15 protein-coding genes are annotated in these 12,648 nt (G+C 70.4%); 9 read left to right on the forward strand and 6 right to left on the reverse strand.

Annotation, left to right across the window (positions count from 1 at the left end):
* Positions 1-27 precede the first annotated feature (27 nt).
* Together rocD and ACFW2Y_RS17565 are read left to right on the forward strand one after the other, a co-directional pair.
* Positions 28-1,233 (forward strand): ornithine--oxo-acid transaminase, encoded by a 1,206-nt coding sequence (gene rocD, locus ACFW2Y_RS17560; RefSeq protein ID WP_384879477.1) that lies wholly within the window; start codon positions 28-30, stop codon positions 1,231-1,233.
* Between the two features lie 78 nt (positions 1,234-1,311).
* A complete protein-coding gene (locus ACFW2Y_RS17565; RefSeq protein ID WP_384879481.1) occupies positions 1,312-2,007 on the forward strand; it encodes a polysaccharide deacetylase family protein in 696 nt (231 codons plus the stop codon).
* Between the two features lie 3 nt (positions 2,008-2,010).
* On the opposite strand, the gene ACFW2Y_RS17570 is transcribed toward ACFW2Y_RS17565, so the two are convergent.
* Together ACFW2Y_RS17570 and ACFW2Y_RS17575 are read right to left on the reverse strand one after the other, a co-directional pair.
* The gene (locus ACFW2Y_RS17570) at positions 2,011-3,195 is read right to left on the reverse strand and encodes a glutathionylspermidine synthase family protein (RefSeq protein ID WP_384879484.1); all 1,185 of its coding nucleotides are present in this window, start codon (positions 3,193-3,195) and stop codon (positions 2,011-2,013) included.
* Between the two features lie 14 nt (positions 3,196-3,209).
* Entirely contained in the window at positions 3,210-3,506 is a 297-nt protein-coding gene (locus ACFW2Y_RS17575) for a hypothetical protein (protein ID WP_384879486.1), read from the reverse strand.
* A gap of 90 nt (positions 3,507-3,596) precedes the next feature.
* On the opposite strand from ACFW2Y_RS17575, the gene ACFW2Y_RS17580 reads away from it, so the two are divergent.
* Positions 3,597-4,427: a hypothetical protein gene (locus ACFW2Y_RS17580; RefSeq protein ID WP_384879524.1), complete on the forward strand. Its 831-nt coding sequence runs from the start codon at positions 3,597-3,599 to the stop codon at positions 4,425-4,427.
* Between the two features lie 252 nt (positions 4,428-4,679).
* Here ACFW2Y_RS17580 and ACFW2Y_RS17585 read toward each other — a convergent pair whose 3' ends face one another.
* On the reverse strand, positions 4,680-4,886 hold the full coding sequence (locus ACFW2Y_RS17585; RefSeq protein WP_384879489.1) for a DUF397 domain-containing protein: 207 nt from the start codon (positions 4,884-4,886) through the stop codon (positions 4,680-4,682).
* Positions 4,883-5,713: a helix-turn-helix transcriptional regulator gene (locus tag ACFW2Y_RS17590; RefSeq protein WP_384879492.1), complete on the reverse strand. Its 831-nt coding sequence runs from the start codon at positions 5,711-5,713 to the stop codon at positions 4,883-4,885. The genes ACFW2Y_RS17585 and ACFW2Y_RS17590 overlap by 4 nt, the downstream gene beginning before the upstream one ends.
* Before the next feature lie 106 nt (positions 5,714-5,819).
* Here ACFW2Y_RS17590 and ACFW2Y_RS17595 point away from each other — a divergent pair, with 106 nt between their 5' ends.
* The 3 genes from ACFW2Y_RS17595 to ACFW2Y_RS17605 all read left to right on the forward strand — a co-directional run bounded on the left by ACFW2Y_RS17595 (position 5,820) and on the right by ACFW2Y_RS17605 (position 8,267).
* Positions 5,820-6,077 (forward strand): hypothetical protein, encoded by a 258-nt coding sequence (locus ACFW2Y_RS17595; protein WP_384879495.1) that lies wholly within the window; start codon positions 5,820-5,822, stop codon positions 6,075-6,077.
* Positions 6,078-6,365: 288 nt separating this feature from the next.
* A complete protein-coding gene (locus ACFW2Y_RS17600; RefSeq protein WP_384879498.1) occupies positions 6,366-6,698 on the forward strand; it encodes a hypothetical protein in 333 nt (110 codons plus the stop codon).
* A 387-nt stretch (positions 6,699-7,085) separates the two neighbouring features.
* Positions 7,086-8,267, forward strand: a complete 1,182-nt coding sequence (locus tag ACFW2Y_RS17605) for a methyltransferase domain-containing protein (RefSeq protein ID WP_384879500.1) — start codon at positions 7,086-7,088, stop codon at positions 8,265-8,267.
* Between the two features lie 418 nt (positions 8,268-8,685).
* Here the strand turns inward: ACFW2Y_RS17605 and ACFW2Y_RS17610 are convergent, their stop codons facing one another.
* Positions 8,686-8,964: a GntR family transcriptional regulator gene (locus ACFW2Y_RS17610; RefSeq protein ID WP_384879503.1), complete on the reverse strand. Its 279-nt coding sequence runs from the start codon at positions 8,962-8,964 to the stop codon at positions 8,686-8,688.
* 178 nt (positions 8,965-9,142) lie between these two features.
* Between ACFW2Y_RS17610 and ACFW2Y_RS17615 the strand changes: the two genes are divergently transcribed.
* Positions 9,143-9,538 carry a hypothetical protein gene (locus ACFW2Y_RS17615; RefSeq protein ID WP_384879506.1) on the forward strand — a complete coding sequence of 132 codons (396 nt, stop codon included), beginning with the start codon at positions 9,143-9,145 and terminating at the stop codon, positions 9,536-9,538.
* Between the two features lie 256 nt (positions 9,539-9,794).
* Here ACFW2Y_RS17615 and ACFW2Y_RS17620 read toward each other — a convergent pair whose 3' ends face one another.
* On the reverse strand, positions 9,795-11,279 hold the full coding sequence (locus tag ACFW2Y_RS17620; protein ID WP_384879509.1) for a PLP-dependent aminotransferase family protein: 1,485 nt from the start codon (positions 11,277-11,279) through the stop codon (positions 9,795-9,797).
* A gap of 47 nt (positions 11,280-11,326) precedes the next feature.
* Between ACFW2Y_RS17620 and ACFW2Y_RS17625 the strand changes: the two genes are divergently transcribed.
* Together ACFW2Y_RS17625 and ACFW2Y_RS17630 are read left to right on the forward strand one after the other, a co-directional pair.
* Positions 11,327-11,833, forward strand: coding sequence for a carboxymuconolactone decarboxylase family protein (locus ACFW2Y_RS17625; protein WP_384879512.1), 507 nt, complete (start codon positions 11,327-11,329; stop codon positions 11,831-11,833).
* The gene (locus tag ACFW2Y_RS17630) at positions 11,830-12,579 is read left to right on the forward strand and encodes an isocitrate lyase/phosphoenolpyruvate mutase family protein (protein ID WP_384879515.1); all 750 of its coding nucleotides are present in this window, start codon (positions 11,830-11,832) and stop codon (positions 12,577-12,579) included. Before ACFW2Y_RS17625 ends, ACFW2Y_RS17630 begins: the two co-directional genes overlap by 4 nt.
* Positions 12,580-12,648: the final 69 nt, after the last annotated feature.

Raw genomic sequence — 12,648 nt, forward strand, 5'->3', positions numbered from 1 at the left:
CCGAGCCGCAGGACGAACGGAGATCCCGTGTCGAGGACAGCAGATGCGATCGCTTCCGCGGAGGCGCACAGCGCGCACAACTACCACCCCCTTCCGGTCGTCGTCGCTTCGGCGGACGGCGCCTGGATGACCGACGTCGAGGGCCGCCGCTACCTCGACCTTCTCGCCGGGTACTCGGCGCTCAACTTCGGGCACGGCAACCGGCGTCTGATCGATGCCGCGAAGGCCCAGCTGGAGCGGGTGACGCTGACCTCGCGGGCCTTCCACCACGACCGGTTCGCCGACTTCTGCACGCAGCTGGCAGAGCTGTGCGGCAAGGAGGCGGTGCTGCCGATGAACACGGGGGCGGAGGCGGTCGAGACGGCCGTGAAGACCGCCCGGAAGTGGGGGTACGAGGTCAAGGGCGTGCCGGACGGGCACGCGAAGATCGTGGTCGCGGCGAACAACTTCCACGGCCGGACGACGACGATCGTGAGCTTCTCCACGGACCACGAGGCGCGGGACCACTTCGGGCCGTACACGCCGGGCTTCGAGATCGTGCCGTACGGGGACCTGACGGCGTTGGAGGCGGCGGTCACCGAGAACACGGTGGCGGTGCTGCTGGAACCGATCCAGGGCGAGGCGGGCGTCCTGGTGCCGCCGGCCGGTTACCTGGCGGGGGTGCGGGAGTTGACGCGCCGACGGAACGTGCTGTTCGTGGCGGACGAGATCCAGTCGGGCCTGGGCCGGACGGGGCGGACGTTCGCGTGTGAGCACGAGGGAGTGGTGCCGGACGTCTACGTCCTGGGAAAGGCGCTGGGCGGCGGGGTCGTGCCGGTGTCGGCGGTGGTCGCGGACCGCGATGTGCTCGGGGTGTTCCGGCCGGGTGAGCACGGGTCGACGTTCGGCGGGAACCCGCTGGCGTGCGCGGTGGCCCTGGAGGTGATCGCGATGCTGCGGACCGGCGAGTTCCAGGAGCGGGCGGCGGAGCTGGGCGAGCACCTGCACGCGGAGCTGGGGCTGCTGGTGGGCGGCGGCGCGGTGGAGACGGTGCGTGGGCGCGGGCTGTGGGCCGGGGTGGACATCGCACCGGGCCGGGGCACCGGCCGGGAGGTCTCGGAGCGGCTGATGGAGCGGGGGGTGCTGGTGAAGGACACCCATGGGTCGACGATCCGGATCGCTCCTCCGCTGGTCATCTCGAAGGAGGACCTGGACTGGGGTCTGGAGCAGCTGCGGGGGGTGCTGTCGGACTGACGCGATCCGGCCGGAAGGGGCGGCGGGCGGCAACTCGGGGCATTGACAGCCGAGTTGGTCTAGGCCAATGATGCGGCCATGCCGAGACTCCGTCTGCGCCGCCCTCTACGGGCCGCGCTCGCCGCCCTCGTCCCGCTCGCGCTCCTCGGCGCGTTCTCCGGTCCCGCGCACGCCGCGCCGGAGGCGGCCTGGCCCGCGCCCGTCCCGGTGGTCTCCCACGTCGAGACCACCGACCCGGTCGTCTTCATCACCCTCGACGACGGCTGGAACCACGACCCCGCCGCGGCGAAGCTGCTGCTCGACCGCCGCGTACCGGCCTCCCTCTTCGTGCTCCCCGGCGCGTACTCCTACGACTCCGGCTACTTCCACGCCCTGCTCGACCAGGGCCGCTCCCGGGTCGAGAACCACACGGTCGGCCACCCGGACCTGACCGCGCTCGACGCCGACGGGCAGCGGGCGGAGGTCTGCGGGGCCCGGGAGGCGCACCTCGCGCAGTTCGGCGACGGGCCGCGGCTGCTGCGCCCGCCGTACGGCACCTACGACGCGACCACCCTGACCACCGCCCGGGCCTGCGGGGCGAAGGCCCTGGTGACCTGGACGTACGACCTCACCACCTGGGGCGGTTGGACGCCCCCGGAGCCGCAGCTGAAGGCGGGGGACATCATCCTGCTGCACTTCAACGAGACGGTGGAGCAGGACCTGGAGCGGGCCCTCGACCTGGCGGAGGCCGCCGGCCTGAAGCCCGCCCCGCTGCGGGACTACGTCCCCGAGTGACCGCTACAGGATGACGTGCGGGAGGAAGCGGGCGTACTCGTCGGTGACGGGCCCCGCCGACTCCCGGATGCCGAGCCCCGCCGCTTCGTCCCCGACGATCCATGCGCCGAGCACCACCCGGTTGCCGTCGAAGTCGGGCAGCGGGGCCAACTCCTGGTAGCAGCAGGCCTCCCCGTCCCGTACGAAGGGCTCCGTGCCGGCCTCGTGCAGGGTGACGCCCGCGCCCTCGCGCCCCAGCAGCGGCTTGGCGACCCAGCCGGTGGTCACGGCGAGTTCGCGGGGCCCGTCGAGGTAGGAGGGCAGCAGATGGGGGTGGCCCGGGTTCAGCTCCCACAGGATCGCGAGCAGTGCCTTGTTGGAGAGCAGCATCTTCCAGGCGGGTTCGATCCAGCAGGTGGTGCCGGTGCCGCCCCCGTTGTCGAGGGTGTCCAGGACGTACGGGCCGAAGCGGTCGGTGGTCAGCCACTCCCACGGGTAGAGCTTGAAGCAGCTGCGCAGGAAGCGGAGCCGGTCGTCCACGAAGCGCTTCGAGAGCCGGTCCCAGCCGATCCGTTCGACGGAGAGCGCCTCGGTGTCGAGTCCGGCCTGCTGGGCGGTCTCCCGCAGATAGGCGACCGTCATCAGGTCCTCGCCCAGCTCGTCGCCGTCCGAGTGGGCGAAGTGGACGGGGCCCGGCGGCAGGAGCGGCGCTTGCCGCCGCCAGGCGTCGACGAGCCGTTCGTGGAGGGAGTTCCACTGGTCGGCGCCGGGGAACCGCTCCTCCATCCAGAACCACTGCGGGCTCGCGGCCTCCACCAGCGAGGTGGGGGTGTCGGCGTTGTACTCCAGCATCTTGGCCGGCCCGGTGCCGTCGTAGCGCAGGTCGAACCGACCGTACAGGGAGGGGAGTTCGGCACGCCGCCGCCAGGACTCGGCGACCAGGCCGGCCAGCCTGGGGTCGGTGATCCCCAGCTCGGCGAAACGGTCCTTCTCGACGATGTGCGCGGCAGCCGCCAAGCACATCACGTGCAGCTCCTCGACGACCTCTTCCAGGGCCTCGACCTCGGGCAGCGAGAAGGAGTAGTACGCGCTCTCGTCCCAGTACGGGCGCAGCGAACCGTCCGGATGGCGGGTCAGCGGATAGACCAGCCCCTGCCCCTCGACCGTCTCCTGCCAGCCCGGCCTGGGTTCGATGGTGTGGCGTTCCATGGTGCCCGGTCGCCTCAGCCGCCGCCGGTGCCGGAGCAGCCGAAACCGCCGGTGTCGACGGCGGCCTTGTTGAAGCTGCCGCCGCTCACCCGCTTGTCACGGACGGAACCGCCGTAGTAGTAGGAGCCGTGGGGGCTCCCGTCGTCGTCGCCCCCGCCGCCGCCACCGGTCTCGCACTCGTAGCGGGGCAGCTCCTCCCTGGACAGCGGGTCCACGCACCGCTTGTCCGGCTCCGCACCGCACGCGGTGATCGTCGCCGCGAGCACGCCCATCCCGCCGAGCACCACGGTGCTCGACCTCAGCCTGCGCATGTCCGTCCCCTCCCCTTCGCCGCCGCGACCGCACAGTGTAGGCCGGTGTTTTTCGGCCCCGCGTTCTAGAGTCGTTTCGTGCTCCTTGGGATGATCTGCGCCCTGACCTCTTCCCTCTGCTTCGGTGCGGCCTCCGTCCTGCAGGCGATGGCGGCGCGTGCCGCCGAGCCGGGTACCGGCGGCGGCGTCGACGTCGCGCTGATGTGGCGCGCCCTGCGACAGCGGCGCTACCTCGCCGGACTGGGAATGGACGGGCTGGGGTTCGTCCTCCAGGTCGTGGCGCTGCGCACGCTGCCCATCTACGTGGTCGGCGCGGCCCTCGCCGCGAGCCTGGCGGTCACGGCGGTCATCGCCTCCCGGGTCCTGCGGGTGCGGTTGAGCCGGATCGAGTGGACGGCCGTGGCGGTGGTCTGCGCGGGCCTCGCGATGCTGGCGCTGGCCTCCGGTACGGAAGGGCAGCGGGAGGGCTCGGCGGCACTGCGCTGGTCGCTGCTCGGGATCTCGTTCGGGGTCCTGCTGCTCGGAGTGCTGGCGGGTCGGCTGCCGGAGCGGCCCCGGGCGCTCGTCCTCGGCCTCGGAGCGGGCTTCGGTTTCGGGGTGGTGGAGGTGGCCGTCCGGCTGATCGACGGCATCGACCCGACCGATCCGGTCTGGTACGCGCTCCTGATCGGCGGCGTCTCGGCGTTCCTGCTGCTGACCTCGGCGTTCCAGCGGGGCTCGGTGACGACGGCGACGGCGGGCGCGGTGCTCGGCGAGACGGTCGGGCCCGCGATCGTCGGGGTGGCCTGGCTCGGGGACAGCACCCGGGACGGCCTCGGCTGGCTGGCGGTCACGGGCTTCGCGGTGGCGGTGGCGGGCTCGCTGACCCTGGCCCGCTTCGGCGAGGCCCCGGCATCACCCCGGGCCGTCCCGTCGTCGTGACCGCGTCCTTCCCGTCGGGGTCCCGCCGTCCCGCCGTCCCGCGCGGGACTGGCCAAGCGCTACGGCGTAAGCGTCCACCGCATCCCCGTGTCCCGCACCGCCGATGGGTGGGGCGTGTGGCTCACGGACCGCACCCCCGACCAGGACCCGCCCACGGGTCTGCCGTTCCTGCCCCCGCCACGACTCCGCGCGGCAGCATGACAAAGCCCCGCCCTACTCCCGACTCGGGGGCGGGGCGAGGCTGTTGGCGTTTCAGGCTTCGAACTGTCCGCCCTTGACGCTCTCCACGAACGCGGAGAACGCGGCGGCGGGAACCGCCAGCATCGGGCCGGCCGGAACCTTCGAGTCACGGACGGGGACGATGCCGCACGCGACTGCAAGGTTTGTGGCGACCTCGATGCATTGGCCGCCGTTGCTGCTGTAAGAGGACGTGAACCACTGCGGTTGCTCGGTCGTCACGGGCTTGTGTCCTTTCGAAGTTGCTCGATCATGGCCACGGACGCCGCTTGGGACAGCGCTTCAGCCTGCAACTGATGGTAGGCCCGTAGCAAGGGCTGAAGGAATCTGGTATCTCGCTCTAGGCGCCCCTGTAGCGCAGACTCGGCGTACGCGACATGCGACCAGTCGGGCAGAGTCAACAAGGTCACGGGCAGGTCGAACGCCCTCCGTTCAGCGAGTTCGTACGGTGCAACCTGGAGGATTGTCGATGGCAGGCTAGCGAACTCGGCAAGTCGGTCTAGCTGTGCTGCCATGACGGCCGGACCGCCCACGGGTCGCCTTATGCAACTCTCGTCCAGGACCGCATGGACCATGGGCGGGGGTGTGCGCTCTAGGACTGTCTGACGTTCTAAGAGTTTCGACAGGCGTTCTTCTGCTTGGTGCTCCGTGATCGCGCCCCGCAGCACTTCACCTCTGGTGATCGCTGTGGCGTACTGCGGAGTCTGGAGCAAGCCCGGAATGATGCCCAACTCAAACAGCCTGATCTCTACTGCCTGCACCTCGCGCACTACGTAGTCCGGGAACCCCTCTAGTAGTGCCGTGTGCCGTACGGCTCGCCCCTGCCGTTCGAACCGGTCTCCCGTCCCGAACACCTTGTCGGCGCTTGCTGCAAAGTGAGGAGTCGGGGGGCGACGACCAGTTTCAACAGCGGAGATATGAGTTCCTGAGAACCCCATGCGTTCGCCTAGCTCGTCCTGGGTCCAACCACGCTCGTCCCGCAACCTGCGTAAACGCTCCCCGAACGCCGCAACGGGCGAACTCTCTGGCTTCAGCTCTTTCCGATTCAACGCATTCCTCCCAACTCTCCGTTCAAAGCGTGCAAGTTGAAGACCGTCCGACTCTAAGCCACGCTGGCGGCTCCTGGTAGTGGAAGCGTTACGGAGAGGAACGCCCGTGCCCGACCTCAACTCCTGCCCGAGCCCGGTGCAGACGGCAGTTCCCGACCTCGGGACGTACATGGCGGCAGACACTGCCGAGGGCTCGTCCCGGCTCGGAAAAGTAACCGCATGGGACGGGGACGTGGTCCACCTCTCGCCCCCGGGCGGGGGGACCAGTTGGACAGCGCCCGCAGCCGAGCTGCGCCGGCCGACCGAGGAAGAGTCCGCGCGTATCCGCGTGCTCACCTCCCCCGTGCCGGCGGTGGCCCCGTGACCCGGACGTTCGGGTACGTGCCGCACCGCATCCGGCGCGCCCCCGAGTCCGAACCCGTGGCTAAAGCCCACTGCCTACACGCGGGGTGTGAGTGGGCATCCACGCCGAGTTCGACCGCGAACCCCGTCGACGACGCGTGCATGGGGCACACCGGGCTGAGCCCCGACCACACCCGCTTCGCCCGACTGTTCGCAGACGTGGCAGTCGTGACCCGCGAGGGCGCACCGGGAACCCGCCCGGTCGGGACCACAGACGGGACGAGCGATCAGGGGGAAGCGGAGTGACGCCGTGGTGAGACGACGACAGCCGGACCGCTTGGCCTGGATCGGAGACCCCCTCGGGCTGCCCGTCCCCGAGGGCGAGGACCGGCGCCGGCGAGCCGCAGAAATCCGCCAGGGTGACCGGGTGCTGATCGGTCGGTGTTGGCGCATAGCTGCCGTCGTGACCCCGCACCAGCGCGAGGGGCGCACGCTCGTACACGTGGAATGGGAGAGCCCCGCGCACGCGCGCACCGTGTACCACGCCGCCGCCCTGGTCCACGTTTACGCCGAGCCGGTACGGCCGACCTCCCGCGAGACCACACCCGCTTCGCCCGACTGTTTGCGGACGTGGCAGTCGTAGGCCGTTTAGGCCCCTGTCGACGCACGCCCCAAAGACTTCCGAGATCCGGCGAGCCCGACCCCCAGTCGTGGCCGACGAGGTGCACCGGGCGGTCCGTCGGTTCTCGGAACTGAACACCCCGGACGCACCATGGCCGACTCACGCCCTCGCGTCCGGGGGCAACACACCCGTCCGGTGGTCCCCACATAGGGACGTAAGACCGCCGGGCAGGTTCCGCAGAAAGTTCGTAACCGACAAGAGGAGCAACGGCATGGGCTGGGGAACGGGTAAGGGCGGAAGCGGCGGAAGCGGGCAGCACTCAGGGGGGAAGGACCCGGGCACGTCCAAGCCCTCGTCCGACACCGCCAAGCCGAAGGACCCGCCGAAGCACAAGAAGGACTGACGCAGGTGACGACACCGAAATTCGCCGAGTCCGAGCGAATCGCCCTGCGCGGTCTGCTCGGCGCGGTGAACGACGACATGGACGCGCCGGTAACGCCCGAGTGGGAGCGTGCGGCATGGAATGTTCCCCGGTCCGCGTTCGTCCCCGAGCGCATCTTTATGGGTGAGGGCCTGGAGCCGTGCAACCGGGCGGACGCCCCGGAAACGTGGCTCCGCGCCGTCTACGCCAACGATTCCGTCGTAACGCAGACCAACGACGGCGAGGACCCCGGCGACGGCGAGCGGTGGGCGTCATCGTCCGCGAGCGCCCCCGGCATCGTGTTCCGAATGCTGCACATGCTCGACGTGCACGAGGGACACAAGGTCCTGGAGATCGGCACCGGGACCGGCTGGAACGCGGGTCTCCTGGCCCATGTCGCCGGCCCGGGGAACGTGACGACAGTGGAAGTCGACCCCGCGTTGGCGAGGGAAGCCGGGGAACGTCTGCGAAAAGAGGGCGTCACCGCTGCCGTGGTGACAGGGGACGGGGCCGAGGGGTACGCGGACAACGCGCCGTATGACCGGCTCGTGGCTACGTGCTCCGTGCGGTCCGTCCCGCGTCCGTGGCTCACGCAGGTGAAGCCCGGGGGCGTCATTCTCACCCCGTGGGAAAGTCCCTGGGTCTGCTACGGGCTGCTCTGCATGACCGTGGACGACAGTGGAAGCGCGTCGGGCCCGTTCTCGCCGCACTCCGCGTTCATGCTCATGAGAAACCAGCGCACAGACCTGCGGATCTACCGGGACGTGGTGCGTGACGACCACCAGCCCGACGAGTCAATTACTGCCCTTCCGCCGTGGCGGGTGGCCGGTGATGATCTCGCCGCGCAGTTCGCCATGGGGCTACAGCTCCGTGACGTGTGGTGGACGTGGCACGACAACCCCGACGTGGAAGGGGTTACGTCCCGGCTGTGGGTCGCGACGACCGACGCCACGTCGTGGGCTGCCGTGGATTGGGACGGGACGTCGGACGACCGATTCACGGTGTGGCAGTACGGCCCGCGTCGGCTCTGGAACGAAGCGGAAGCCGCGCACGCCTGGTGGCTGTTGCACGACCGTCCGGGACCCGAGCGGTTCGGCCTGACCGCTACTGCCACGGGTGAGACCGCATGGCTGGACAACCCCGATCAGCCCGTTCCCACAGTGGGTTGATCTGTACGACCGGCCCCGTACGTGCTTACCTCCCCGTACACGGGCGGGGCCACCTTTGTCCCCGTACAGACCCGAGGACCAACATGCGGCAATGCACGGCCATCGACCTGTTACCCCCGCCCGAAACCCTGCTAGGTATAGCGCTCCGGACGGACACGGCCCCGGGCGGACGGGTGGCGTTCCCCTCCGATCTCATGCCGTGCAAACTCGGCGAGGGGCACGAGGAAGGGCATGCGGCCCTTCTGCGGGAGACCAAAGCCGCAAGGAAGTACGTCTGGGCCCGCTGGGGCGACCCCGGCGCCGTGGTGTTCGTCCTGCTGCCGTGGTGTGGGGCAGAAAACGGAGCCGGCGAGCGCTGTTCTCTGTTCGCCGAGCACCCGTCCGGCCACGATTGGGACGTTACCGACCCGACGCGCGACTAGTCGTCCGCCTGGTCGTTCTCGCGGGCTTGGTCGCCAGGACCGACCACGAACGTCCCGCGACCCCATTCGGTTCGAACCAGCCCTCGCTCTCGCAGCACCCCCACAGCACGGCGCGCGGTCATCCGGGCCACCCCAAAGCGCTGGACCAGCTCGGCGTCACTCGGGATTTTCTCACCGGCCTTGTACTTCCCTGCCCTGATCTCCGCCGTAAGCGTGTCAAGGACCGTCATGTACGGCGCGTGTGGCACGTGCGGACTCTGCGGCTGATCAGGCATGAGCCGAAGCGTAGACAACGGGGCACTTCCCCAGCGACTTAGACCAGTGGATCTCATGGACTAGCTAGACCAGTTGCCCTACCGCCATACCGAGCACAAAACGAAAACGCCCCGGAAGACCGGTCCTACGCGGTCCGCCGGGGCTAGCCGAGACAGCTAACAGAGAGCTGAAACGACCATGCGCGATCTTATCGCCCTCGCATCCATCGGACTCGGGATGCTGCTCGTCCTCTGGTGCGCGCTCGACATGCGCCCGCCCCGCCGGCCCGGACGCCAGTCCGCCTCACATCACGCCACAAAGCCCCTGCCGGCCCTCACCGGCCCCCCCATGAGGCCGTGCCCGACTACTCCCACCCCGGAACACGTCCGCGCCCGCCGTGCCCCGCTACGCGGCGAGGACACCCCCCTTATCCGCCCGTACGTCCTCGTCGACGAGACGCTGGATCTCGGGATCATCCGCGAGCGCCGCACGGCTGCCGTGCTCGCCACGCTCGGCGTGGACTACGCGTACGGCTACACAGGGGACCAGTTCGAAACCCTCGCCGCTCTCACCACTGCGGGGGTGACCGCATGACCCGCGACGGACTGACTGCCGACTTCACCGGACACGTAGCACTGTGCGTCAAGTGCCACACCCTCACTACTGCCCCCGTGGCAGTCCGCTGGATTCAGAGCAACAGCGGTCCCGGTACGACCCTGTACGCGTGCCCCGCTCACGCTGTGGAACTCGGAGCGGGACCGACTCCCGGGGACGAGCTGCACGCCCCGTAAGCAGTACAGACAGCAAAACGCCCCGTTCGGCCAAGTCTGCCGGGCGGGGCTTTGCCGTATCAGGGCTCCGGTAGCGCGAGCACCAGGGCGTTAAGCGCCCCCGGCCACTGACTGTCTGACGGGGTGCCGTAACCGATCACCAATCCGTCACGGGGCGGACCTACCGTGTCAGGACGCCGAAAGGGGCTGAGCCCCTGTAGCACAAGCCCCGCCCTTACCGCCGCGCGAATCGTCGGCTGCTCGGTGCCGGGAGGAAGTTCTAGACCAACGTGGAGCCCAGCAGCCACCCCGAACACCCGAAGATGGGGCGCATCCGTAGCGAGCCGACTGATCAGCTCATTGCGGCGGCGGCGGTAGCGCAAGCGCATCCTTCGAAGGTGACGGTCATAGGCACCAGACTGGATGAACTCGGCGAGGGCAAGTTGATCAAGAACGTTGCACGCTCCCCCTGTCCCAGCCATGAGCGCAGCAACGTCCCCCACCAACGGCGCAGGAAGAACCATCCATCCCAGCCGGACCCCCGGAGCAAGACTCTTGCTCGCTGTACCCATGTACACCACGTGGCCTGGGTCCAACGCCTGTAGAGCACCAACGGGCAATCTATGCCGTGAACTGGGGTTTTCATCGTGTTGCCAGGGTGTAGGGTCTACCGGCTGTCGGTCGTAGCGGAACTCCCCGTCGTAGTCGTCTTCCAGGACGAGGCCGCCGGAGGTGCGCGCCCAGTCGACCACCGCCGCCCGGCGCTCCGGGGGGAGTGCGCCGCCCAGCGGATACTGGTGGGCGGCCGTCATCAGGACCGCTCCGCAGTCGCCGAGCTCGGGCAACTCCTGTGTCCTGGTGCCCCGTTCGTCGAAGCCCAGGACGGGGGTCCGCAGACCGGCGCGGCGCAGCAGACCGTCGTGGAGTGCGAGTCCGTACGACTCGACGGCCACGTTCCGCACCCCGCGGGCCCGCAGCACCCGCCCCATCAGCTCCAGGCCGTGCACGAAGCCGGCGCAGATCACGACCCGTTCGGGTCGGGCGTGCACGCCCCGCGCACGGGCGAGGTACTCGCAGAGGGCGAGGCGCAGTTCGATCCGGCCGCGCGGATCGCCGTACCCGAAGGCCTCGTTGGGGGCGTTGGTCAGCGCCCGCCGGTACGCCTTGAGCCACTCGGCGCGCGGGAAGGAGGCGAGGTCGGGGCTGCCGGACTTCAGGCTGTGCGCGGGGGCAGCGGATCGGTCACGGCCCGTGCCGGCCGGCGGGGACACCGGGGCGGCGGGCGCGGGGGTGCGGGGTGAGGCCCGCGGGGCGACGCGGGTGCCGGAACCCTGTCGGGCGGTCAGCCACCCCTCGGCGACCAGTTCGGCGTAGGCGTCGGCGACGGTGTTGCGGGCCATGCCGAGGTCCGCAGCGAGCGAACGGGAGGACGGCAGCCGGGTGCCGGCCGCCAGGCGGCCACTGCGGACGGCCTCCCGCAAGGCGTCCATGAGTCCGGCGCGCAGGCGCGGGCCGCGGAGTTCCAGATGGAGGTCGGACCCGAAAGTGGACCAGTCATTCGCCATGGAAATGGACCATACAGCTGCGCCATCCGCTCCGTACGGTGATCGTCATGACCACCTCGACAGCAGCGGCCGACACGGTCGCCCCCGCCCGCACGCACGCCTCCCGCCTCCCCTTCGCCGAGCGCCTCCCCGAGTTCCACCGGGCGATGCTCCGGCTGGAGGCGGCGACCGCGAAGGACATCGACCCGACCCTGTACCACCTGATCAAGTTGCGGGCCTCGCAGATCAACCGCTGCGCCTTCTGCATCGACATGCACAGCAAGGACGCGCTGGCCGAGGGCGAGAGCGTGGAGCGGATCGTGCAGCTCTCCGCGTGGGAGGAGTCCGGACACGTCTACACCGAGCGCGAACTCGCGGCGCTCGCCCTGACCGAGGCGGTCACCGTCCTCACCGACGGTTCCGTGCCCGACGAGGTGTACGCACGGGCCGCCGCGCACTTCGAGGAGGTCGAACTCGCCCGGGTGATCGCCGCGATCGTCACGATCAACGCCTGGAACCGGATCGGCGTCACCACCCGGATGGCGCCCGGCCACTACCCCCCGCACCCCGCATGACCGCCGCAGCGCTGCGGGCCCTCCACCGGGACCGGCCCGGGGACGATCCACTGGTGCTGCCCGGCCCGTGGGACGCGGCGAGCGCCCGCGCCTTCGAGGCGGCCGGGTATCCGGCGCTCGCCACGCCCAGTGCGGGGATCGCCGCCTCCCTCGGGTACGAGGACGGGGACACCCCGGCGGCGGAGATGTTCGCGGCCGTCACACGGATCGCCCGGTCCGTCTCGGTGCCCGTGACGGCGGACCTGGAGGGCGGCTACGGACTCCCGGCGACCGAACTCGTCGAGCGCGCACGGGAGTCCGGGGCCGTCGGGATCAACCTGGAGGACACCGGACCGGACCGCGCGCTCCGCGATCCGCAAGCCCACGCGGAGTGGTTGGCGGAGGTGCGGGCCGCCGCGGGGCCCGAACTCTTCCTCAATGCCCGCGTGGACGCGTACGTCCGCCGCGCACCCGACGCCCTGGAGGCCGCGATCGCCCGGGCCAGGCTCTATGCGGAGGCGGGTGCGGACTGCGTCTATCCGATCGCGGCCCCGACCGCCGACCTCCCGCCCCTGCGTGCCGCCCTCGGGGAGCTCCCGCTCAACGCCCTGGCCGCGCCGGACGGCCCCGCCCCCGCCGAACTCGGCCGCCTGGGCGCCACCAGGATCACCTTCGGCGACGGCCTCCTGCTGCGGACCCTCGACGACCTGTCCGCGCTCGCGACGCGGCTCCGGAGACCGGAGGGCCTGACGGGCCGGAGGGCCTGACGGGCGCCCCTCGGGACGGGGCCGGGACGTCCGACCGGCACCCCGGCGGGCATGCCCGTGGTCCCGCAC

Source organism: Streptomyces sp. NPDC058877 (genome assembly GCF_042742855.1).
Taxonomy (GTDB): Bacteria; Actinomycetota; Actinomycetes; order Streptomycetales; family Streptomycetaceae; genus Streptomyces.

Excerpts from the sequence above, each read along its gene's own strand:
- ACFW2Y_RS17565 (WP_384879481.1), top strand. The coding sequence starts at position 1,312 with ATGCCGAGACTCCGTCTGCGCCGCCCTCTACGGGCCGCGCTCGCCGCC.
- ACFW2Y_RS17630 (WP_384879515.1), top strand. The coding sequence starts at position 11,830 with ATGACCGCCGCAGCGCTGCGGGCCCTCCACCGGGACCGGCCCGGGGAC.
- ACFW2Y_RS17580 (WP_384879524.1), top strand. The coding sequence starts at position 3,597 with ATGATCTGCGCCCTGACCTCTTCCCTCTGCTTCGGTGCGGCCTCCGTC.
- ACFW2Y_RS17625 (WP_384879512.1), top strand. The coding sequence starts at position 11,327 with ATGACCACCTCGACAGCAGCGGCCGACACGGTCGCCCCCGCCCGCACG.
- ACFW2Y_RS17615 (WP_384879506.1), top strand. The coding sequence starts at position 9,143 with ATGCGCGATCTTATCGCCCTCGCATCCATCGGACTCGGGATGCTGCTC.
- ACFW2Y_RS17620 (WP_384879509.1), bottom strand. The coding sequence starts at position 11,279 with ATGGCGAATGACTGGTCCACTTTCGGGTCCGACCTCCATCTGGAACTC.
- ACFW2Y_RS17610 (WP_384879503.1), bottom strand. The coding sequence starts at position 8,964 with ATGCCTGATCAGCCGCAGAGTCCGCACGTGCCACACGCGCCGTACATG.
- ACFW2Y_RS17575 (WP_384879486.1), bottom strand. The coding sequence starts at position 3,506 with ATGCGCAGGCTGAGGTCGAGCACCGTGGTGCTCGGCGGGATGGGCGTG.
- ACFW2Y_RS17570 (WP_384879484.1), bottom strand. The coding sequence starts at position 3,195 with ATGGAACGCCACACCATCGAACCCAGGCCGGGCTGGCAGGAGACGGTC.